Source organism: Paenibacillus sp. GCM10027630 (genome assembly GCF_042676305.1).
Classification (GTDB): Bacteria; Bacillota; Bacilli; order Paenibacillales; family NBRC-103111; genus Paenibacillus_S.
The window spans coordinates 261,842-283,916 of the sequence record NZ_JBHTGY010000098.1 but is presented as its reverse complement, the minus strand read 5'-3'; the positions used below and the strand labels follow the sequence as shown (position 1 = coordinate 283,916).

Sequence of the window (22,075 nt, the reverse complement as noted above, 5' to 3'; positions counted from 1 at the left end):
GTTTAATTTGGCGACTGGCTCGTTCTATGCTTGTGAGACAGCACCTTAACATACAGGGATTAAAACATTTTTGTCGTCCAGGATTCACAATTCCAAGTATCTGTAACGACATCGCGATAAAATTCAGGTTCGTGAGAGATCAGCAGAATGCTGCCTTTATACGCTTTGAGGGCGCGCTTCAGCTCGTCCTTTGCATCCACATCCAAGTGGTTGGTCGGCTCATCGAGCACGAGCAGGTTTGTTTCACGGTTTATGAGCTTGCAGAGGCGCACCTTAGCCTTCTCACCGCCGCTAAGAACAGTAATTTTGCTCTCGATATGCTTCGTTGTTAGCCCGCATTTGGCCAGTGCCGCACGCACTTCGAACTGTGAGTAAGAAGGGAATTCCTTCCATACTTCCTCAATACAAGTATTGTAGTTGGCTTCCTTCATTTCCTGCTCGAAGTAGCCGATACTCAGGTGCTCCCCAAGCTGAACGGAGCCCGACAGCGCTTGGATCTCGCCTAAGATACTACGCAGCAGCGTTGTTTTACCGATACCGTTGGCACCTACCAGGGCGATCTTCTGACCGCGCTCCATACGAAGGTCCAACGCTCTTGATAGGGGTTCCTCGTAGCCGATGACAAGATTTTTAGCTTCAAAAATCAGCTTGCCGGACGTTCTGGCATCCTTGAAGTTGAACTGCGGCTTCGGTTTTTCTTTGGCGAGCTCTATGACATCCATCTTGTCCAGCTTCTTTTGTCTCGACATCGCCATATTCCGAGTCGCGACACTAGCTTTATTCCGGGCTACGAAGTCTTTCAAATCTGCAATTTCCTGCTGTTGGCGCTTGTAGGCTGATTCCAACTGCTGCTTTTTCATTTCATGGACCTGCTGGAAATAATCGTAATCGCCAACGTATCGGTTCAGCTCTTGATTTTCCATATGGTAGATCAGGTTAATAACGCTGTTAAGGAACGGAATGTCATGAGAGATTAATATAAATGCATTCTCGTACTCTTGCAGATAACGTCTCAACCATTCGATATGCTGCTCATCGAGATAGTTCGTCGGCTCATCGAGAAGCAAAATGTCAGGCTTTTCGAGCAGAAGCTTAGCCAATAATACTTTGGTCCGCTGTCCGCCGCTAAGATCATTAACATCTTTATCCAGTCCTATATCGGTAAGTCCCAGTCCGCGGGCAGTTTCTTCGATCTTGGCATCGATCATGTAAAAGTCTTGATTCGTCAAAGTATCCTGAATCGTACCGACATCCTCAAGCAGTCGATCGAGCTCCTCCGGAGATACATCGCCCATCTTAACGTACATGTCGTTCATCTCTTGTTCCATGTCGAACAGATACTGGAAGGCCCCCTTCAGAACATCGCGGATTGTCATGCCCTTGTTGAGCACCGCATGTTGATCGAGGTAACCTACGCGCATGCGTTTGGACCATTCTACTTTTCCTTCATCCGGCTGGAGCTTGCCTGTAATAATGTTCATGAAGGTGGATTTACCTTCACCGTTAGCACCGATGAGTCCGATATGCTCACCTTTGAGCAGACGGAAGGATACATCTTTGAAGATAGCGCGATCTCCAAATCCGTGGCTAAGTTTTTCTACATTTAATATGCTCATGAATGACACCTTTTCTTTTAAACTTTTTTCTCATTTAGGGCTTCGAATAGAAGCTTTTCTTATTATAAGCGTTAAGGGGCGGTCAACTCAATATGGGAGACTATACAAAAGTTTTGTCAATAAATAAAGCTACTATACTAAAGGTTACTTATTGAAGCCGAATTCAGTCCTTATTAAATTGTGAGAAATCGGCTATGATTAGGAAAGCTGTTAAAATTGGAAGCTGCTGGTGGAAAATACGCCTAAAGAATGGAAACGAAGGTGACTGCATGAAAGCGCGAACAAAAGATGAACAACCTTCCGAAGCAGATGAACAGATGGATGCTCCTGAGGCGGCCTTAGCCGATCCAAACGATCGTAAAGCTATTCGTAAAATTATTTTGAAGCTGGCAGGCCCATCGTTGGTGGAGATGCTGCTGATTAATTTTATGCAGATGCTTAGCATGATTTTGGTAGGGAGGGTAGGTCCAGAAGCAGTGGCGACGGTAGGATTAACGAGTCAGCCGTATTTTCTGTTGTTAGCTATTTTCATGACCTTAAATGTAGGCACTACGGTTATTGTAGCAAGATCAGTCGGTTCAGGAAAGATTATGGAAGCTAACCGGGCTGCGAGTCAGGCTTTTGCACTAAATATTGTACTTTCTGTGCTGGTCGTTGCGCTTGGATACTTCTTTGCAGCGGACTTGCTCCGGATGATGGGAGCAGGGGAGGACGTGGTGGCGCACGGGCTGCGTTATGCAGAAATTATTTTCTTGTCCGTCGGCTTTAATACGATTTCGATGGCGTTAACTGCAATATTACGCGGAGCCGGCGATACTCGTACACCAATGAAAATCAACGTGTTATCGAATGTGCTTATTGTTATTATCGGATTCCCTTTGATTTACGGGGTCTGGGGTTTGCCGGAGATGGGCGTTACCGGCGCAGCGGTTGCAACGATCGTATCGCAGCTGGTTTCCATGGTTTGGGTTATTGCTGTTATGTTCAGCGGCAAATATACCATTCGTTTAACAGCGCGCGGCTTATTTCAAATAGACCGTGTGATGATTGGGCGTATTCTCAAAATTGGGCTGCCCACGGCAATTGAACAAATCGTGATGCGGCTTGGAATGCTTGTGTTTGTAAAAGTTGCCGCAAGCCTTGGAACCGTAGCGTTGGCAGCAACGCAAATAGCGTTTAATGTGTTTGGGCTGACCTTTATGCCGGGAATGGCTTTTTCCATAGCGGCCTCTACTTTGGTCGGTCAGGCACTCGGGGCCAACAATCCGGATTTAGCCGAAAAGTATGGATGGCAGGTACGCAAAATTGGGATGGTTGTAGCAGGGGCTATGGGTGTAGTGTTTATCTGCTTCGCCCCTTATATTATGATGCTGTACACGCCAGACCAAGCTGTAATCGAACAGGGAGCTGTTGGGATAAGAATTATGGGCTTTATTCAAGTGTCTCAGGCAACCCAGTTTATTTTGGGCGGAGCCTTGAGAGGAGCAGGGGATACCCGGTACCCGCTGTACTCGACTTTAATCGGGGTATGGGGCTTCAGAGTTGCTTTGAGTCTCTTGTTTGTATTTGGGTTGAAATGGGGTACCGCCGGCATTTGGATAGCAGCTGCTGCAGATCAATTTGTGCGCTCGGTGCTCATATATGGACGGTTTAAGAAGGGAATTTGGAAAACCACCCGTGTATAGCTTGTCGCCTATGATAAGAACATTGGAAACAGCAATTATTTTTACTTAATTATAAATAGAAGGGTTGGGGAAATGTATGAAACACAGAAGTTTGGGAAGAACCGGATTGAAAGTATCGGAGGTTAGCTTGGGAACGATGGCTTTTGGCCGGTGGATTGATGAGACGCAGTCTCGAAATGTGTTCGATGCAGCGTTGGACGCTGGGATCACATTGTATGATACAGCAGACGTCTACGGCAAAGGAATGGATCGTGATAATCCGCTTGAATCTGGAGAATCCGAAGAGATTCTGGGGAAAATTATGCAGGGTCGACGTGATCAAATTATTCTCGCTACTAAAGTACACGGCAAAGTTGGACTAGGTCCCAACGATTCGGGTCAAAGCCGATACCATATATACCGTGCCGTGGAGGCGAGCTTGAAAAGGCTGCAAACCGATCATATCGATTTGTATCAAGTGCACCGGTTCGACTCTCAGACTCCGTTGGACGAAACACTTCGTGCACTCGACGACCTGGTGAAGTCAGGTAAAGTCCGCTATATCGGCTGCTCCAACTTTGCAGCATGGCAGATTGCCAAGTCGCACGGGGTTAGCGCTTTGAATAATCTTCACCGGTTTGAAAGCGTGCAGCCGGAATACAGCATCATTTCCAGAGGCATCGAGGATGAGCTGCTCCCGTTCGTTGAATCCGAAGGAGTAGGGGTTATTGTATACAGTCCGTTGGGAAGAGGGCTGTTAACCGGCAAATACCGGCAAGGTGAAGCTCCGCCGGTAGGATCACGTGGTGCTGCCGGAGAGAGAAGGCTGCAATCGTTGCTCGGAGTAGACCGCAATCTTGCCATTGTAGAGGCGATCAAGCCTATGGCTGATCAGAGGGGATGGACATTGGCCCAATTCGCATTGGCCTGGGTGCTTAGCAATAACAATATTAGCTCCGCCATACTGGGAGCATCCCGTCCCGAGCAAATTGAAGATGCGTTATTGCATATCGGAGAAACGTTGACGGCCGAAGAATTAGCCGAAGTGGACCGTGTATCGAAACAACGATGAGCACTGAAAAATCAGCAAAAGCCACTTACGTATATGTATCCTTTTATTATGCGCTTATGTTTATGGCATTAGGCGCATTCTCTTCTTATATTAGCTTGTATTATAACAAAATTAATTTGGATCTTTTTACGATAGGCTTGCTTACCTCAGTGGGTTCGATTATTGCTTTATTCATACAGCCCTTGTGGGGGCTAGCGGCTGATCGGGCCAAATCGAAGAACGGTATTTTATTGCTAAGTCTATTGCTGACTGCTGCTACGATATGGCTGGTTCCGTTATCAGGTAACCATCTTTGGCTGCTGCTGCTGTCCACCACTTTGTTTTCTGTGGTTCAATGTGTTGTCAATCCGCTTAGCGATACGATTGCATTGGAGCTGGCTAACAAATCGAGATTTAATTTCTCAAGGGTCAGGACAGCAGGCTCTGTCGGCTATGCCGCTATGTCGGCGGTTGCAGGGTGGATATTGGACAAGAACATCGATTATATGTTTCCCGTATTTTCCATTATGATGTTTATCGCTTTTTTATTTGCGTGCGGCATTCCAAAAGTAGAAGGCCATCAACGCAAGGCGAAGGTCAAGCTGAAGGAGCTTTTTAAAAACAAGCCGCTATTATTCATTTATATTTATACGTTCACGATTGAGTCTACGATGGGCTTCTTCTTCACCTTCCATGCCGTCTATAGTCAAGAGCAGGGAATCACCACCAGCTTGATCGGTATTGGAATTATGATCGGTTCCATCAGCCAGTTTCCTTTTATGATCTTCTTTGATCGGCTGTACAGAAGGTTTGGCATTTATAAAATATTGATGTTTTCAGGCTTGATTCACATTCTTAGATGGCTGCTGTATGCGGTCGCTGTTACCAAATTTACCGTCATATTGTCATGGGTGTTGCATGGAGGAACGTTCATATTATTTTACTTATGCCTTGCAGAATATGTGAATCGGTATGTTCAGAAGGAATTGAAGGCGAGCGGGCAAATGATGAATTCCATCATGCTGCTGGGAGGAAGCCGGATTTTTGGTGGATTGGCAGGTGGAGCTTATGCAAGCTGGTTTGGTATGGGCTCTGGGTTCGCTGTTTGTGCAGTTGTTTGTGTGATGGCTATGATTTATTTTGCCTTGTTTGTAAAAAAGCATTTACAGACACAGGTGAAGCAGACCCAGATAGGGGTTTCTTCTTAGTGGTAAGTGGAATGCGATGTTTAATAATTGCAAGAAGAAGGCTGCCAACAGGAATGGTTGGACAGCCTTCTTTGTTTATCTGGCTTGCATATAGGTACGGTTTGAGGCGATGAGTCCAATTGAGAGGGCTCTGAAGCTATTTTCCGCTAAGTCAACCAGCTGTTCCGGTCACTTAATCGACAAGAAAGCCGCAGGTGAGATTAGCCACCGTGCCCGTCATAGCACCAGCTTGATCCGAAGCCATGAAAACCGCTGTGTTGGCTACTTCGGCAAGCGTCGGGAGCCGCTTTAACAGTGTGCTGCTTGCGGCCCCTGCCAGCATCTGATCCAATGTGATGCCGGCGAGCTCGGCGTTGATCTGGAAGATATCGCGGCTATGAGAGCTAACTTCAGTGGCCTCAGGAATCATATGGGGTCTGAGGCAGATAACGCGGATGCCATTGGGTGCGAGCTCGCCTGCCAGATGGCGGGAGAATGATTCGACACCAGCGCAAGCAACGCTGTGTCCCATGAATCCTGGTCCGGCCATTCGCGACACGGGTGTTGACAGAGTAAGAATGACACCTGATCCTTTGTTCACCATGTGCCGGGACACGGCCTTAGAGGTAATGAAATTGGTCCGTGTATAGGTCGTGATCGGGGACATATAGTCCTCGAGGGTCAGTTCCGCGATTGGTGTGCCCTGAACGTGAAAAACCCCGATGGCATTCAATACGATGTCGATACTGCCTGCCTTCATCGCCACGTCATCGGCATGATTCTGGACCGACCGCTCATCAAGAGCATCGACTTGAGCGATATGGGCTGCTCCTCCAGCTGCGGTAATATCTCTCGCCACCGCATCGAGTTTATCAAGCGTGCGGCCGGCTAGGAAAACATGTGCCCCTTCGCGAGCGAAAGCACGGGCAATAGCGCCGCCAATCACTCCACCTCCGCCGTAAATTATCGCGTTCTTATTGTTAAGTAGCATAGTCATTTCCTCCTTTTCCACTATCATAGCACGCATCCTAAATATTGGTTTCTTCTCGATTGCTGTTTTGGATAAGGTTGCTAACGGTCTCAAGCTTGAAGGCCAACCGCTTCCCTTAAATCCAAGTATACTGGGGAATTTCAATTCAACCCTAATATGGTATGATAAGGTAGATTTGTATCACGAGCTCGGAGGTTAGTCTGTGAACCGTTTTTACTTCGCATTTTTGCTAATTGTTACTACTGCTTTAATGGGTTCATCATTTGTGGTGGGCAAAATAGGTGTATCTTACATCTCACCGCTTCTTTTGGCAGGGCTTAGATTTTTTATGGCTGGAGCTTTAATGGCTGTTTTTGTAAGAAAATATACGCACCCTCATCTTTTAGCTGACTGGATAAAAATTATTGTAATCGGGTTGTTTCAAACTGTTGGGGTTATGGGCTGCATATTTGTCAGCCTTCGTACGATCACAGCTGGTGAATCTTCTATTCTAACCTTTATGAATCCGTTATTTGTTGTTATTCTCAGCACTATATTTATAGGGATAAAATATAAACCTGTTCAGTGGCTTGGAGTGGTTTTGGGTTGTATTGGGATGATAATTTTAGGTCTTTTACAGTGGAGTAACGGAACCATTATTGGTTTAATAGGGGGATTATGTTGGGCCATTGCGACTTTGCTTATTAAAAAATTTAATCTCGCTTGCAGCGTTTGGGTTTTGACTGCGTATCAAATGTTATTTGGCGGATTAATATTAACGATGGCAAGCTTTTTTATGGAAAACATAAGGTTAACCGTTAATTTTATTTCCGTTTCTTCGTTAGTCTACTTGGTGTTGTTTGGTTCCATTGCTCAGTTTGCTTTATGGTTTTATTTGCTTTCTATAGGCGACTCCACTAAAACTAGTGCATTCCTGTTTCTTGCTCCGTTTTTTGGCGTTTTATTCGGGTATTTATTTCTGGATGAACCGTTACACAAAGAAATAGCTGTAGGAGCCATATTGGTTTGCATTGGTATTTTTCTAGTTAACAGGTCTTATTCTAAAAGCGATAAAATAATCAAGCAAAACCTGAGTAAACAGGGGGATCATTAATCCCTTATGGAAGTAATGGGAAGCAACAGCTTAATAATCACGATCGAGGCTGCTGATTTCGAATGAATGGGCAGCTTTGTTGTATAAATAATGATTGATGCTGGCGCAGAACGCCAGTCGAAAAAAGCAGTGTCAGTCTGGACTCAGCTCATGTCCGAGGCTCTCACTGCTCTTTTTTGATGAGTGTAAAATTATTATTTAAGACTAGGCCTCTTATTGCTACGAAAGACAACCTCACCTCAAGTATTTTATAAATTGCTGGAAATAGGCATCTGTCCAATCCAAAAATTCATACCTACATACATTATATTAGCCCACTTTAGAAAAGGAGTGAAATCTAATGTCGTTTATGCCACCACCCGGACCTCCGCCTGGACCATCGCATGGTCAGCAACACGGACCTCCACATGGACCACCGCATGGACATGGACCGCAACACGGACCCCATCATGTGCCGCCACATGGACATGGACCGGCATTCCCGCCGCCATCTTTTGAACCGACCATATCTGCTTTTGCTGTTGACCCCCGAGCTATTTCGCGCTGCTTGTTTCGAAATACTTTTGTTTGGCTAACTAATGGAAACCGCTTTTGGTTTTTTCCGACTTTTGTCGGAAACTTTTCGGTTTCAGGTTTTAGGTGGACCGGCAGGTTTTGGGTGATTTTTGGAATCAGTTTAAGAGAAATTAGTTCATTTACTTGCTTTTAGAAGACATAAAAAAAGGGCCCTTTGATCCATTTTCTTTTCTTAATTCTTCGAGAGAAAAGGAAAGGTGGAAATTAGGGCCTTTCTGTTTACGGGATTGGATATTATGTGTTGCAACCTTTACAAGCGAACGTATATTCGCTAAAATTAATGTGGGTATATTTTCCATTTGAAAAGGAGGCATTTTATAATGAAAACTCATCAAGTCGTTACGATGGAAAGAGAAGAGATCAAGTTGGTTGGGTTTACAATAATTGAAAGCTTAAACAATGTTTTAGAATCAAAGATTATTGGAACGTTACGAGAAAATTTGGTGAAACAAATGGATGGAATTGAAAATAGGAACGGATCCGGCATTTATTTAATTCAAATTTACCCTCATGAAGGTCAATGGACTCCCGATATTCCATTTCAACATGTGATTGCCTTCGAAGTGACCTCCTATGGTGAGATTCCTAATGGCATGATAACTTATATTGTACCTTCGGGGCGTTTTGTGAAAATTATACATACAGGTGCAGAATCACAGATTGGTGCAACTTATGATTTTATTAATAAAACGTTTGGAGAAAGACCGATTGATATAGAATATTGGAACGATATTCATACATTAGAAAGTGATGACGGTCAAATTGATATTTATATACCAGCGAAATAATACAATTTGAACCAGTAACAGGCAGGATCACTAACTTTGAAAGGTGTGTGTTCCAAATGGACCCATTGACCTCACTAATCGAAAGTTTTTTATGGAAATTTAGAGGGGAAAGGAAGTGGATGCCTATACTGATCGAACAATTGTCAGAAGAAGATATAGTTTGGAGACCTACTGCAGAAAGCAATAGTATAGCCAATTTAGTGGCACATATATGGGGTACCGTACATCAACGAGTTGAAATTATATTTTTTAATATTCCTGATACTAGGAACAGAGATGAAGAGTTCAAAATTGGACTTGTTATGTCTAAAGAAGAAGCGTTAGGACTGATCATTAGATCTTTTGATATTATTATACATGTGTTGGAAGATATGAAGTCGAAACCGGAAATACTGCTTAGTCAACCTTACATAAATATGGCACCGCTTGAATATAGTGCTTTAAATAATCAATCCACTGTACTTGATGTAATGATGCAGATGATGAATCATCTGCCCTATCATACGGGCCAAATCACATACATAGCTAAAATGAGGAAAGGTCAGCTGAATTGGTAAGCATGAAACAATGAAGTCGAAATGGAATTTGATTGAATACCTGCAATTTTACAGGTTTTTGTTACATGAACGACCTCTTTCGCAAAATTCCTGCTTAAATGCAGGAATCTCATCTTCTACTCCTCAATGGATCCATCTGCGGGTACAAAGCCTGCACAATCGCAGGAAAATGCTCTTCTCATCCATTTTGAACCAATAATTCCTGTATATTAGCAGGCTTATGTATATGTTCGATGGACGACTACCATTGCCTTACTTAACTTCGGAATTAAACGTTGAACTTGAAGCAGGCTTAAAAAGTATTTGGGCTGGAAAGAGTAAAGAAGGGGCCATCCGGATATTTCCAGCTTAGCCGATATTGTGTGTAAGGTGAACCTTATCACAAAAAGTGGTAAAATGAGGTAGAGTGGATAGATTGGTCACTGTTACATTCGATAGATCCAAGCAGCTTATAAGTGAAAGGTGAATTAATAATGAATATAACTATCGATCAACAAGGTAATTCAAAGGTCGCCATTGTAGAAAGCTCTGACATCATAATAAGCGATGTTCAAGGAGCGTTGGATTTGATGGCTTCCGTTAGGTACAATCAGGATTGCGATAAAATAATGATTGAAAAATCGAACGTAACGGCAGAATTCTTCGAGCTAAGAACGAAACTTGCAGGTGAGATCTTGCAAAAATTTGTGAACTACAACGTTAAGATCGCTATTGTAGGAGATTTTGATGAGTATAATAGCAAAAGCTTGAAGGATTTTATCTATGAGTGTAATAACGGCAATCAAATATTTTTCTTAAAGGATAGACAGGATGCACTAGACGCTCTGCACAGGACCACATAAACACATGATCAAGGGAATCCGTAACATTAGGTACAAGTGTGGATCATAAGTGGAAGTGTAAAAAATCTACAAAAACCGCATGTCCACTTCATGCGGCTTAACAAGGATTTTAGCGATGCAAGTCTTGAATGAGCTCCACTTTTATTTTTCAATTGCACCAGTATCAACGACTTCGAAATCGCTGCCTTTGAGCTTGCTCAGTTTATGCAAGTCATCGTCGTCCCATTTGGGATCAGGCGCTCCGCTTACATAGAGATCACTGCCGTTGTCAGCGACTATCATACCGTATTTCTTCATCGCGCGAAGGATCGCCTGATTTGTGGAGGAGTAACTGGATATGTCGAAATCGTCACGCAGCCTGAGCCGTAGTCCCATTGGTGGAAGATTGGGATCTGTACTGTTCGAGGCATAGTGGGTGGCAGGAGCGATGAATCCGCGTTGTGTTTTTCGAACAGTGAAACGCAGCGCATGGTTGATTTCTCCTGATAACGCTTCCTCATACCGGACGAGTCCGGGGAATATTGGCAAGCCCGCTGCGTCAGCGGATGTCCAATATTTAGGCCTCAGCGCGTTTGAATTCAAATCCCATTTGGCCCCGTTCGAAGCTTTCCAACCATCGGGTGTGGAGTGTGCGTTATACAATTCATACAGCATTTGATTGTCTTTATCGACAACGATAACATGACGGTCGCCATCACTATTCGGTCCGCCCTCTATAGGCGCATTTGCCGGTATTGGGTAGGGTCCCGGATCGCTCTCGTCTCCGTAGTCCGTGAAGGTAACATTTACTTTTGGTTGATCGCTGCCTACGATTGAGTAAGGAATCCCTATGGGGGCTCCTTGCCACGTGGTGCCAAAATCAGCATGAATGCTGGTATTGGTGCCAATAGAGGCGATATACTGCTTGGATTTCTGGTGAATAGGATATTTCGAGATATCCGTATTCCATGGATTATCCTTAGGAAATACTTGCAATGCCGCCGTTCCAGGTGATGATTTTTTATTTTCCGCCGAAGGAGTCGGATTTTGTACCGGTTTGTCCCCGACATAAATGGAGCTTGTAGCATCATCCCAGCTTACTGGCTTACCCAAAGATTCCGATAGAAATCGAAGCGATACATAGGTCGTATTTTTGTAAATGAATCCTTGCAGATCCTGCGGTGGCTGCTTGTTCTCTCCGTTGAAATAGTACTTTATGTTGCGAAAATAAACGTCAATACCGACCGCATCGGCCGCGTATGTAAGACTCGAGAAAAATAAGGCGCCACAAATGAATCCGACTGTTCCTGATTTCCATTTGCCCATTGTATATTCACTCTCCATTTTTTTTCTGTGCAGCAGCATTCCCTAATAATTTGGCCTATCAGAATATTCGTAGAAGGATCAATAATTTATGTCCCGTGTCTAAAATTGTTTTATGATCATGGAAAAATCGATAACAAGCGTACTGTTGTCTTGAACAAATGGCAGTAGTCGAAAGGACAAAAGTATGATATTTTGATCCTGTAAATAACGAAGCAATATTATTTTTTTTCCATTTATAATGAAAATCGGTTATTATGTGTAGTGAAATCAAAATAGAAAGTGGGATCAATCGTGGGCCGTAAGTGGAATAACATTAAAGAAAAGAAAGCATCTAAAGATGCAAATACAAGTCGAATTTATGCTAAGTTTGGACTTGAAATTTATGTAGCGGCACGGAAGGGTGAACCGGATCCAGAAGCAAATCGTGCTTTGAAGGTTGTTCTCGAACGGGCAAAAACCTATAATGTGCCAAAAGCGATTATTGATCGCGCTATCGATAAAGCAAAAGGGAGCTCAGATGAAATTTATGAGGAGCTTCGTTATGAAGGCTTTGGACCAAACGGTGCGATGGTCATTGTAGACACACTAACGAATAACGTGAATCGCACAGCTTCAAGCGTACGTGCAGCATTCAATAAAAATGGCGGGAATATGGGTGTAAACGGTTCAGTCGCTTACATGTTCGATGCCACAGCAGTCATCGGTATTGAAGGCAAGAGCATCGATGACATCATGGAGATTTTGTTGGAAGCGGATGTAGACATTCGTGACCTTGTTGAAGAAGATGAGATGGTTATGGTATACGCTGACCCGGAACAGTTCCATGCTGTTCAAGAATCATTTAAAAAGGCTGGCATTACGGAGTTTTCCATTGCTGAACTGACCATGTTAGCTCAAAATAGCATTGCCTTGCCGGAAGAAGGACAAGCCCAATTCGATAAGTTGATTGATGCTTTGGATGATTTAGAGGATGTGCAGCAGGTATATCATAATGTGGAATAAGTTATAGCAGAATAAGCAGTTTATTTCCGCGCATGGCGCGGTTTTTTTTAGGTAACATTTAATATTATTAGATCAGGGGTGAGCGAAGCTTACCCTTATTTGTCTATATAGCATTTATATGTTACGGGCTCCCTGCAAAGTATCTGAATCAACTTCGAAGCAATTCCCCACTTTGTGGGGATTTTTTATAGGCTACTACCCTAATTTTAAACGAGCACATTCAACGGTTATTCAGCAGTTTCTCCCGAAAAATTCACTATTCATTCAAGGTTAGCTTCGATGCTAAGTGATCGATATGCTCTTTTACCTCAATCCAGTTTGAAGCGCGAAGTACGAAGTCGTTGGTTACGGCCAAATTATAGGGCTGCTCGTATAAAATAACCGGCTTATTTACTAGGGCAAACTCTTCAGCATAGTGAGGGCCATCATCAATCAACACATCTATTTTGGAGTTCATACATTCTTGGAGTTTATTTTCTATAAGCGTAATATTGTGATAATTAATCTTATGATGTTGAAGCCATTTAATAGTAACCTCACGAAAAAGTAAAGGTCGAGCCGTAATGATTGATATTTGATGCTGATTAAATAATTGCTGTAATATTTCTACGGCCATTGGTAAAGGTGATGAGTTCCAATGAATATCATGTCCGTATTTGTTATAAATGACATTACGTTCTGCCTCGTCCCACCCATATAAACGATATATATAAAAATCATTAACATCATCAGGTGTAAAAGACAAGCCGGACGCTATATTATAGTAATGTAAATGAGCTGAAGTGGCATCAAGAATGGTGTTGTCCAAATCTATTCCAATATGCAAAGGTTAGCAGCTCCTAACTAGAATTACTAAATTTTTAGTAACCCTATTGTACCATATGTTGGGTTCTGCTTTTATATATGTGTTATTAATCTTATCTAAAAAAAGAAACCGCCCATGTGGCGGGTTTTAGCTACTTGATGGCGGCGCCGCATGATGCAGCGCCTCTTTTTTGTCTCTGGCAGGAAGGGAAGCCTCAGTCCCTTGGGCCTATCATTTTCTGCGCGAAATCGGGGTCTTCAAGCAGCGGTCGTCCGATAGCGACGGCATCTGCCAGCCCATCCCCAATGATCCGGTCGGCAAAGCTGCGGGTATAGATTTTGCCGACAGCGATGACGGGTACGTTAAGATGCTGCTTAATGGCGGCTGCGTCAGGCAGTTGATAGCCTGGATGAACATCCGTCGGTTGGATGGGAAGCAGACCGCCGGATGATACGTCAATCGCGTCTAGCAGTCCGTCTGCTTCGAGTGGTTTGAGCATCAGCGCCAGCTCCTGCGGATTTAGACCGCCGTTGATATAATCGGTCGAGGAGACTCGCACAATTATTGGATAATTGCGGCCGGTTTCGGAACGGATTGCAGCAAGCGTGTCTTGCAAAAATTTGGTCCTACCGCGAGGTGTTCCACCGTATGCGTCATTGCGGAGATTGGAGAGCGGCGACAAAAATTGATGAATCAAAAACCCGTGTGCCGCATGCACCTCAATCCCATCGAAGCCCGCCGCAATGCTGCGTCTGGCAGCGATTCGGTAATCGTCAATGAGTGTCTCGATTTCGGAGACCGACAATTCAGAAGGGTTTCCGTAAGAGTCGTCATAGGGAATCGCACTTGGCGCAATGAGCCGCTTAGTCACTTCCGGTGCTGATTTTCTTCCTCCATGGGACAATTGAACGAATATCGGTGTATTTTGGTTATGAACGGGATCGGTTACTCTTTTCAAAGCATCGGTATGTCGATCCGAATAAATGCCAATGTCGTTCGGCCACAGTCTGCCGTTATCGGACACTGCCGTCGATTCCACTATAATTAATCCAATCAAGTTAGCCCTTCTCGAATAATGCTGAATATGATGCTCTGTCGCATAACCTTCCGGCGAGCCTTTGTACTGCTGCATAGGCGCCATAATTAACCGGTTGCGAAGCTCCATACTGCCAATGGTAAGAGGGGTGTCGAGAGTAAGTGATTTTGCCATTATCATTTGTTTTCTTCTCCTTCAAATCTCTTTTAATGACATTTTATAAGGTTGGATATATAATTTACATACATAAAACAAGTTATAAAGATGTTATTATCTTCATATTAAAGTTAAAAGAACGAGTATAGCGTATAAAATAAAGGAGATCACTCGTAATGGACAAAATCGACAGTCAAATACTAACGCTGCTGCATGAGAACGCGCGAATGCCAGTTGCCGAAATCGGGCGGACGATCGCGATGACACAGCCGGCCGTTACCGAACGAATGCGCAAGCTTGAGGAACAAGGGATCATCGAGGGCTACAAAGCGATTCTCTCACCCAAAAAGCTCGGCAAAGACGTTACAGCATTCGTGCTGTTCAAGACGAGCAATTGTTTGGATTTCCAGGGATTCTGCATGCAATCCCCGGATGTCATAGAGTTGTATCGAATTAGTGGAGAGTATAACTTCATGATGAAAATAATTACCGCATCGATGGAATCGTTAGCCACTTTTCTCGATTCGTGCAGCCCGCACGGTTTCTCTTCTACGCTTATCGTGCTTTCTGCGGCGATTGAGAATAAGCGGATGGTCGCTGATAATGTCGATTAAAAAGTCACTTAAAACTTAAAGGATTCAACTTGCGAAGGATTAATGGTAATGACAACGCAAAAAACCTGCCAAATGGCTCTAATGGCAGTTTTTTTGCGTTGCCGGATCAATCAATCTCCCAATATCGCCAGATCGAGCTGGCGTATCCTTTCGGGGTCAGAGATCAAGTCAATCTCGGTAATTTTATCGTTCTTTATTGTATATTTAAGGATGTAGAGCAGTTTCCCGCGAGGAGCGACGATAACTCCTACCGATCCATTTACGAGGGCTGGTTGCGAAGCTTGTACACGGCCTGAAACTTGCTTGGCGAGAGATATTGCGCCTCTAGTTACCCTTGAGGCAGCTGACTGTCGATCATCCCGAAGCACAACCTCAGGATCGAGCGCTGCTACAAGCGTATCGAAGTCGCCGGCGTGAGCCGCAGCAAGGAAAGCGTTAATGAGCTTGCGGTGACTAGCAAGGTCGGCTTCGGGGGCCGTTCGTACCCCCTGAACCCGTCGGCGTGCACGGCTTGCAAGCTGCCTGGTTGCGGTCTCGGATTTACCGACAATAGCAGCAATCTCGGTGAAGGGCATGGCAAATATATCGTGCAGTACGAACGTGATACGTTCAGTCGGATTCAGATTGCCAAGCACAACAAGCAGCGCGAGACCGACAGAATCAGCAAGCAGCGCTTCATACTCGGGATTGCCTTTGTCCTCATGGCTCGCAAATGTATCGGTGAAGAGCGTTTCTATCGATTCCTCTCGCCTTGATTTCCGTGATCGTAGCATATCGAGGCACACCCGCGAGACAACTGTAGTCAGCCATCCTACTAGGTTCTCGACACTGCTCGTATCCGAACGGCTAAGCCGCAGCCAAGACTCCTGTACAGCATCCTCCGCTTCACTCAATGATCCTAGCATTCGATAAGCCACCGCCTGCAAATGATTTCGGTGCGTTTCGAATTGCTGGGCCAACCCTTCATAATCGCTCATTATTCTAATCCCTTCTTAATATAAAATTAGCCTCTATAAATATTGACGAACCAAATCCAGCCGATGTGACAAGATTGCCAAATATTCATTGAATTTCCGTGTCTCATACAAACCTGTCACACTCCCGATGCTTGATTCGTCATTGTAGAGAAGGGCCGAATAATCGGCTCCAATCAGAAAGAGAAGGAGTGTTTCCTATGCAATCAAGAATGAACAGCCCCGCTATGATCGTACCCGAAGCCATCCAAGCCCTGCAATCACTGGGCAAATCCCTGTTTGCTTCCGCAGAGACAACCGGCGTTCCAAAGCGGACGCTTTTCCTTGCCTATCTTCGGGCAAGCCAAATCAATGGAGACAGCGTCTGCGTTGAGCTTCATTCACGCAATGCTTTAGCGGCAGGTGAAAAGGCAGAGAGGCTTCTGGCCGTATCGGCATGGCGTGAAACACCACACTTTACCGACGCCGAACGTGCTGTTCTGGCGCTCAGCGAGGCGGTTACCCGGCTCAGCGACAGAACAGACCCGGTGCAAGACGAGATCTATAACGAGGCTGCCCGGCATTACGATGAGCAGGCGCTGGCTACTCTCATCACCGGTATCGCCACGGCCAACCTCTGGAATCGCCTGAACGTCTCTACAAGGCAGATGGTCAGCGTTTCTTACGGCTAAATGCGCCTGCCAGTGCGGTCGTTATGGACGAAAAAGGTCGTCCACCATTGGCTGTCTTTATCTTTTTGTTTTCTATAAAAAATTGAAGGTGGTAATTATATAATGGCAACTGTTTTATATATCACAACAAATCCAAATGACCATGAAACTTCATATAGTATGGCTGTAGGCGAAGAATTTGTACAGGCTTACCGCTCCGCAAATCCGAATGACGAAGTCGTTCATCTGGATCTATATAAAATAGATATTCCGCAGCTTGATGCCGACGTTTTTAGCGGTTGGGGGAAACTCGGAGCAGGCACTGCTTTTGAAAAATTGACCTATGCAGAAAAATCGAAAGTAAGCCGTCTAACTGAACTAGTAGATCAATTTGTTGCTGCTGATAAATATGTATTTGTAAATCCCGTATGGAATTATTCATATCCACCTGTTATGAAAGCATACATCGACTCCATCTGCGTTGCGGGCAAAACCTTTCAATATATTCAGGGTAAAGGGCGGGTTGGTCTACTGAGCGATAAAAAAGCAGTTCACATTCAGGCGAGCGGAAGCGTTCTGTCTCCTAGTTCAGCTGCCGGCGACTTTGAAATGGGTCATCGCCACCTGGATATCATCATGGAGTTCCTTGGGGTTCCAAGCTTTGAAGGCATTTTTGTAGAAGGTATGGCCGTGGCTCCTGACCAAGCACCAATGATTAAAGAAAAAGCGATCCAACAGGCGCGCGAGATTGCCTGGAGCTTCTAACGACTTTTGCACATGACGGCGGTCAACAAGTAACAGCAGTGGAATAAGGATGTAAGCTGGAACTACAGATTTAATATGAATAAGGACGGTACTCTGGAGATTGTTCCCTCTGGGTATTGTCCTTTTTTAATGGTTCATGCAGTGGAGCTGAGATGATGAATATGTTCTTCCATTGACTGTGCTTGTTTTGGCTTTAGTTTATTGAATTAATCAAGCTGATCAGGAATGACAGCAGGACTTGTGTGGAATTATAATTGAAATGGCAATAAAAGTGGAGGGAACAAGAGTCGATGGTAAAGGGCAATAGCATGGGCGTTATTATTGCAGGTCTGCTGCTGGCCATTCTTATGGCATCGATGGATAACACCATTGTAGCAACAGCAATCGGTACGATTGTCGGCGAGCTAGGCGGCTTTGACAAATTGATGTGGGTGACCTCTGCTTATCTGGTAGCTGAGATGGCAGGTATGCCGATTTTCGGTAAATTATCAGATATGTATGGCCGCAAACGTTTCTTTATTTTCGGAATCATTGTATTCATGGTCGGGTCAGCTTTATGCGGTACTGCAGATTCTATCATCCAGCTGAGTATTTATCGTGCAATTCAAGGTATTGGCGGCGGCGCTCTAGTGCCTATAGCTTTCACTATCATGTTCGATGTCGTTCCTGCAGATAAACGCGGTAAGCTTGGCGGTTTATTCGGAGCCGTATTTGGTCTTTCCAGTATTTTTGGACCGCTTCTTGGAGCCTATATTACGGATTACATCAATTGGCCATGGATTTTCTATATTAACCTGCCGTTAGGTCTTATCGCATTCATAATGATTGCATTCTTTTACAAAGAGTCTGTGGAGCATTCGAAGCAAAAAATTGACTACCTCGGCGCATTTACGCTTGTAGCTTCAATTGTTTGCCTGATGTTTGCTCTTGAGCTAGGCGGCAAGCAATACGCTTGGGGTTCCAGCATGATTATTGGTTTGTTCGCAGCTTTTGCAGTGCTTGTCATTGGTTTTATTTTCATCGAGCGCCGTGCAGAAGAGCCAATCATTACCTTCGGTATGTTCAAGAACCGTCTCTATGCAACAAGTAATGTGATGGCTATGTTCAGCGGCGCGGCTTTTATAACTGCTTCTATCTACATTCCAATATTTATCCAAGGTGTTCTTGGCGGCTCGGCCACGAATTCAGGGCTTGTTTTGCTTCCGATGATGGTCGGCTCCGTCGTTACCGCCGCGGGAGGCGGCTCCTTACTTACCAAGTTTAAATATCGCTCGATCATGATTCCAACCTTAGCGCTGCTTGTTGTCGGAATTGCGCTCCTTACAACATTAACGACCAGTTCCTCGCGCTTTATGGTTACGATCTTTATGATTCTGATTGGTCTTGGAATAGGCGCTTCGTTCTCCGTATTAAGCAATGCGGCGATCCATGGGTTCGCAGCAAGGCAGCGCGGTTCTGCCAGCTCGACGCTTAACTTCTTACGGTCATTGGGTATGACGCTGGGTATTACGGTATTTGGTATAATTCAAAGCCATACCTTTACAAATAAATTGGCTGCCGTGTTCGGCGGAGGCGGCCAAATGCCGCAAGGTGTCGATCTAAGCGATCCGCGGAAAATTTTGACTCCTGAAACTCGTGGCCAAATTCCTGCTCAGGTTCTTGATAAGATTACAGAGGCACTTTCCTCGTCTATCGTTCATACCTTTGCCTGGGCGATCATCCCGTCTGTTCTTGCTCTTCTTGCTGCATTCGCCATGAGCAAAGAGAAATTAGATCCGGCTGCCGAGCTGGAACAATATTCGGCTTCTCATTAGCAGAATTGTATAGGCTAGCCCCAAAAGCCCCGCTGATTGCAGCGGGGCTTCTTCACGCGCACACCGAGTCCATTCCATTCGTGTATCGAAGGATAAAGTTATCTTATAGGGTAAACATCCAAGGTCTGAAGCCGACTCCGTAAAGATTTGTCTCCAGTGAGAGTTTCGCGAATATTTTTCGTCTATATGGTATAGAAACTCCAAGGAGGCTTTAAGGTGGAGAAATGGAGAGATCAGGATGAGAAAAATAATGAAAAACAATGGATTCATAATGTACTAGAGGGCCATAAAGAGGATTACGCCTTTCTTGTAAACCGATACAAAAATAAAATATTCGGAATTTTACGCGGGATGGGAGCGGATCATCAGGATGCCCAGGATCTGACTCAAGAGACCTTTATTAAGGCTTATCGTAAGCTGGCTTCGCATGACCCTAATAAAAGCTTTGCTGCGTGGATATATACAATTGCAACGAACCTGCTGAAGGATCTGCGGAGAAAAACACGTCACACGGAGTCGTTAGCGCATCCTCCCCCCGACCCTTCAACACGCGACAATCCGGAAGCTACTCTGCTGCAGACAGAGTACCGAACGGAGCTTCAGGTCCTAATTCAGCAGCTCCCTCCCAATTATCGCTTGGCGCTTCTGCTTCGTTATACGAACGATTTGAGCTATGAAGAAATAAGCGAAGTTCTGAATATTCCAGTGAACAAAGTCCAAAATGACCTTTACCGGGCTAAAAAGAGATTAAAACAAATACTAACCGTCGAGGAGGTGAGAACCGGTGCAATGCTTTAGCTCCATTGAGATTGATCAATACCTTTTGGAAACTGCATCGCCCCATAAACAGGAAATGGCCAAGCATATCGCAAATTGCCCTCGATGCCGCTCTCTCTATCAGGAGCAATTCGAAGAGCAAGCGCTTTGGTCTACAGAACTGTTTGTTGAAGCTTTGCCTGATTCATTCACCATTAACGTGATGGCTGCGCTGGAGCATGAGGAGTTGGATTCTGAGGCAACGAGAGCCGCGATGTCGGGGACTAAGTCATCATTGTTCCAACAGGAAATTGAAAGCAGCTCAGCTCGCATGACAGTCACTGAAAATCCATCTACCGTAGCAGCAAAAGGCTTGCATAAGCGAAGAGCTGCAATCTTCTGGAAGCCAATGATTGGAGCGGCATCGCTATTGATTCTTTTTAGCGCTGTCATTTTATATTCCGTTCCAACGCTAGCAGAGACGCTCCGCTCCCTATTTACGCATAAAAACGTCGATATCGGGCTGCTTCGGGCACAAGAGCTTGGTCTGGTGGAGCATCCCAATATTAAGGTGAAGGATAAAGGCTATACCGTTATAGTTAACGAAGCGGTAGCAGATCCAACCCGCGTGGTTATGGCCTTGCAGTTGTACGGACCTGATGGAAAGCATGATAGAAATCGGTTGGTTTTTGGCTCGGAGAATAGCATTAAGATTAAAGATGATCAGGGAAAAATCGTAGGAAAGATGTACGACATGGGGGCAACGAATGATTTTTACTATCTAGTCGCCTTTTTCCCCGAACCTCTACAAACAGACCGAATTACGATAGAAGGCCGACTTACCCAGCTAGGTAATCCAATGGCCAATATACCATTAAGTCAAGGACGGTGGAATTTTGATTTTTCCATCGATATGAAGGAGGCTAATAAAAAGACAGCTATTACCCCGCTGAAGGGAAGCTATACCGCACCGGACGGGATGACGATTCGTTTGAAGCGGTTGACCCGGATGGTGCAGGGGGTTCGCTTAGAACTCGACACCGAACTTAGTGAGGAAGCACTTGCCCGTTCTCCCAGCGAATTATGGAAGCAGCAGGGCTTAAGATTTCATCTAGAGGACATGCATGGCGAGGTCATTCAAACTGTTAACACGAGAAATGTGACAAAAGGGCGAGGAATGGTGATGACTCAATCATCTCACTCCGGGGATAGGCCAGGTTTGATGCATTTGAGCTATACGTTTGAATATTTGCCTATGGATAGACCTTACACCTTTGTATTTGATGGGTATTTTATCTCAGAGCGCGACGATGCTTCGGTCCAGTTTGAACCGTCCAAGCTAAAAGCGCAGCCTGTTCCCTTCCATTTTGACGGTGACGAACTCCTGTTAAGGGATTTCACTGTGGAATCCCCACCGAATACGAATGGCGAGGAAGTAGAGGGAGCCTTGCATTTGGATGGAAAGCTGCGCAATGAGAATTTGCAAAGCGAATGGACGCTAAAGGCTTTCAATAACAAAGAGTATGCGATCACAATGCGCGGCGCTTCAACGACAGAGAACTCTTCTGGATGGAAAGACGGTTATATTCGGCTCGGCGGACCTGATTTAGGCGGTTTATTTGAATTCCGCGCCAAGGGTCTTGCACAGATTCCGGATCGGCTGCAACTGACTCGGACGGTAGTGGATCGCCTTTATACTAATGTGGATTGGTCCGCACAGATCAAGGAAGAAATTAAGAAACCGTAGAGGTAAACATTTCATAGACCAAGCTCTTGTCGAAATCCAATGACAAGAGCTTGGTCTATTAGTGCTGTTCCGAACAATCAGATCTA

At 44.8% G+C, this 22,075-nt stretch carries 20 protein-coding genes; 14 read left to right on the top strand and 6 right to left on the bottom strand.

Annotated features, from left to right (window positions below; translation table 11 throughout):
- Positions 1 to 59 precede the first annotated feature (59 nt).
- The gene (locus ACFQ0C_RS38855; RefSeq protein ID WP_258213169.1) at positions 60 to 1,616 is read right to left on the bottom strand and encodes an ABC-F family ATP-binding cassette domain-containing protein; all 1,557 of its coding nucleotides are present in this window, start codon (positions 1,614 to 1,616) and stop codon (positions 60 to 62) included.
- A 269-nt stretch (positions 1,617 to 1,885) separates the two neighbouring features.
- Here ACFQ0C_RS38855 and ACFQ0C_RS38850 point away from each other — a divergent pair, with 269 nt between their 5' ends.
- The 3 genes from ACFQ0C_RS38850 to ACFQ0C_RS38840 all read left to right on the top strand — a co-directional run bounded on the left by ACFQ0C_RS38850 (position 1,886) and on the right by ACFQ0C_RS38840 (position 5,539).
- Positions 1,886 to 3,301, top strand: coding sequence for an MATE family efflux transporter (locus ACFQ0C_RS38850; RefSeq protein ID WP_379375284.1), 1,416 nt, complete (start codon positions 1,886 to 1,888; stop codon positions 3,299 to 3,301).
- A gap of 76 nt (positions 3,302 to 3,377) precedes the next feature.
- Positions 3,378 to 4,352, top strand: a complete 975-nt coding sequence (locus tag ACFQ0C_RS38845) for an aldo/keto reductase (RefSeq protein WP_379375282.1) — start codon at positions 3,378 to 3,380, stop codon at positions 4,350 to 4,352.
- Complete coding sequence (locus ACFQ0C_RS38840) at positions 4,349 to 5,539, top strand: MFS transporter (RefSeq protein WP_379375280.1); 1,191 nt, start codon at positions 4,349 to 4,351, stop codon at positions 5,537 to 5,539. Before ACFQ0C_RS38845 ends, ACFQ0C_RS38840 begins: the two co-directional genes overlap by 4 nt.
- Before the next feature lie 172 nt (positions 5,540 to 5,711).
- Here ACFQ0C_RS38840 and ACFQ0C_RS38835 read toward each other — a convergent pair whose 3' ends face one another.
- Positions 5,712 to 6,653: an SDR family NAD(P)-dependent oxidoreductase gene (locus ACFQ0C_RS38835; RefSeq protein WP_379375278.1), complete on the bottom strand. Its 942-nt coding sequence runs from the start codon at positions 6,651 to 6,653 to the stop codon at positions 5,712 to 5,714.
- A gap of 58 nt (positions 6,654 to 6,711) precedes the next feature.
- Here ACFQ0C_RS38835 and ACFQ0C_RS38830 point away from each other — a divergent pair, with 58 nt between their 5' ends.
- The 4 genes from ACFQ0C_RS38830 (at position 6,712) to ACFQ0C_RS38815 (ending at position 10,365) form a co-directional block, all read left to right on the top strand.
- Positions 6,712 to 7,602, top strand: a complete 891-nt coding sequence (locus ACFQ0C_RS38830; RefSeq protein ID WP_379375276.1) for a DMT family transporter — start codon at positions 6,712 to 6,714, stop codon at positions 7,600 to 7,602.
- Positions 7,603 to 8,498: 896 nt separating this feature from the next.
- The gene (locus tag ACFQ0C_RS38825) at positions 8,499 to 8,966 is read left to right on the top strand and encodes a GyrI-like domain-containing protein (protein WP_379375274.1); all 468 of its coding nucleotides are present in this window, start codon (positions 8,499 to 8,501) and stop codon (positions 8,964 to 8,966) included.
- Positions 8,967 to 9,022: 56 nt separating this feature from the next.
- Positions 9,023 to 9,523 (top strand): DUF1572 family protein, encoded by a 501-nt coding sequence (locus ACFQ0C_RS38820; protein ID WP_379375272.1) that lies wholly within the window; start codon positions 9,023 to 9,025, stop codon positions 9,521 to 9,523.
- 473 nt (positions 9,524 to 9,996) lie between these two features.
- Entirely contained in the window at positions 9,997 to 10,365 is a 369-nt protein-coding gene (locus ACFQ0C_RS38815; protein WP_379375270.1) for a DUF4180 domain-containing protein, read from the top strand.
- Between the two features lie 141 nt (positions 10,366 to 10,506).
- Here the strand turns inward: ACFQ0C_RS38815 and ACFQ0C_RS38810 are convergent, their stop codons facing one another.
- Positions 10,507 to 11,670: a stalk domain-containing protein gene (locus ACFQ0C_RS38810; protein ID WP_379375269.1), complete on the bottom strand. Its 1,164-nt coding sequence runs from the start codon at positions 11,668 to 11,670 to the stop codon at positions 10,507 to 10,509.
- Positions 11,671 to 11,961: 291 nt separating this feature from the next.
- On the opposite strand from ACFQ0C_RS38810, the gene ACFQ0C_RS38805 reads away from it, so the two are divergent.
- Positions 11,962 to 12,672, top strand: a complete 711-nt coding sequence (locus ACFQ0C_RS38805; RefSeq protein WP_258213158.1) for a YebC/PmpR family DNA-binding transcriptional regulator — start codon at positions 11,962 to 11,964, stop codon at positions 12,670 to 12,672.
- 256 nt (positions 12,673 to 12,928) lie between these two features.
- Here the strand turns inward: ACFQ0C_RS38805 and ACFQ0C_RS38800 are convergent, their stop codons facing one another.
- Positions 12,929 to 13,498 (bottom strand): 5' nucleotidase, NT5C type, encoded by a 570-nt coding sequence (locus tag ACFQ0C_RS38800; protein WP_379375268.1) that lies wholly within the window; start codon positions 13,496 to 13,498, stop codon positions 12,929 to 12,931.
- 193 nt (positions 13,499 to 13,691) lie between these two features.
- Positions 13,692 to 14,693: an oxidoreductase gene (locus tag ACFQ0C_RS38795; protein ID WP_379375266.1), complete on the bottom strand. Its 1,002-nt coding sequence runs from the start codon at positions 14,691 to 14,693 to the stop codon at positions 13,692 to 13,694.
- A 152-nt stretch (positions 14,694 to 14,845) separates the two neighbouring features.
- Here ACFQ0C_RS38795 and ACFQ0C_RS38790 point away from each other — a divergent pair, with 152 nt between their 5' ends.
- Positions 14,846 to 15,283 (top strand): Lrp/AsnC family transcriptional regulator, encoded by a 438-nt coding sequence (locus ACFQ0C_RS38790; RefSeq protein WP_379375264.1) that lies wholly within the window; start codon positions 14,846 to 14,848, stop codon positions 15,281 to 15,283.
- 110 nt (positions 15,284 to 15,393) lie between these two features.
- Here ACFQ0C_RS38790 and ACFQ0C_RS38785 read toward each other — a convergent pair whose 3' ends face one another.
- On the bottom strand, positions 15,394 to 16,260 hold the full coding sequence (locus ACFQ0C_RS38785) for a sigma-70 family RNA polymerase sigma factor (protein WP_379375262.1): 867 nt from the start codon (positions 16,258 to 16,260) through the stop codon (positions 15,394 to 15,396).
- A 197-nt stretch (positions 16,261 to 16,457) separates the two neighbouring features.
- On the opposite strand from ACFQ0C_RS38785, the gene ACFQ0C_RS38780 reads away from it, so the two are divergent.
- The 5 genes from ACFQ0C_RS38780 (at position 16,458) to ACFQ0C_RS38760 (ending at position 21,989) form a co-directional block, all read left to right on the top strand.
- Positions 16,458 to 16,928, top strand: coding sequence for a carboxymuconolactone decarboxylase family protein (locus ACFQ0C_RS38780; RefSeq protein ID WP_379375260.1), 471 nt, complete (start codon positions 16,458 to 16,460; stop codon positions 16,926 to 16,928).
- 102 nt (positions 16,929 to 17,030) lie between these two features.
- A complete protein-coding gene (locus tag ACFQ0C_RS38775; protein WP_379375258.1) occupies positions 17,031 to 17,672 on the top strand; it encodes an NAD(P)H-dependent oxidoreductase in 642 nt (213 codons plus the stop codon).
- Between the two features lie 290 nt (positions 17,673 to 17,962).
- Positions 17,963 to 19,486, top strand: a complete 1,524-nt coding sequence (locus ACFQ0C_RS38770) for an MFS transporter (protein ID WP_379375256.1) — start codon at positions 17,963 to 17,965, stop codon at positions 19,484 to 19,486.
- Positions 19,487 to 19,702: 216 nt separating this feature from the next.
- Entirely contained in the window at positions 19,703 to 20,284 is a 582-nt protein-coding gene (locus ACFQ0C_RS38765) for an RNA polymerase sigma factor (protein WP_379375254.1), read from the top strand.
- A complete protein-coding gene (locus ACFQ0C_RS38760; RefSeq protein ID WP_379375252.1) occupies positions 20,271 to 21,989 on the top strand; it encodes a DUF4179 domain-containing protein in 1,719 nt (572 codons plus the stop codon). Before ACFQ0C_RS38765 ends, ACFQ0C_RS38760 begins: the two co-directional genes overlap by 14 nt.
- Positions 21,990 to 22,075 lie beyond the last annotated feature (86 nt).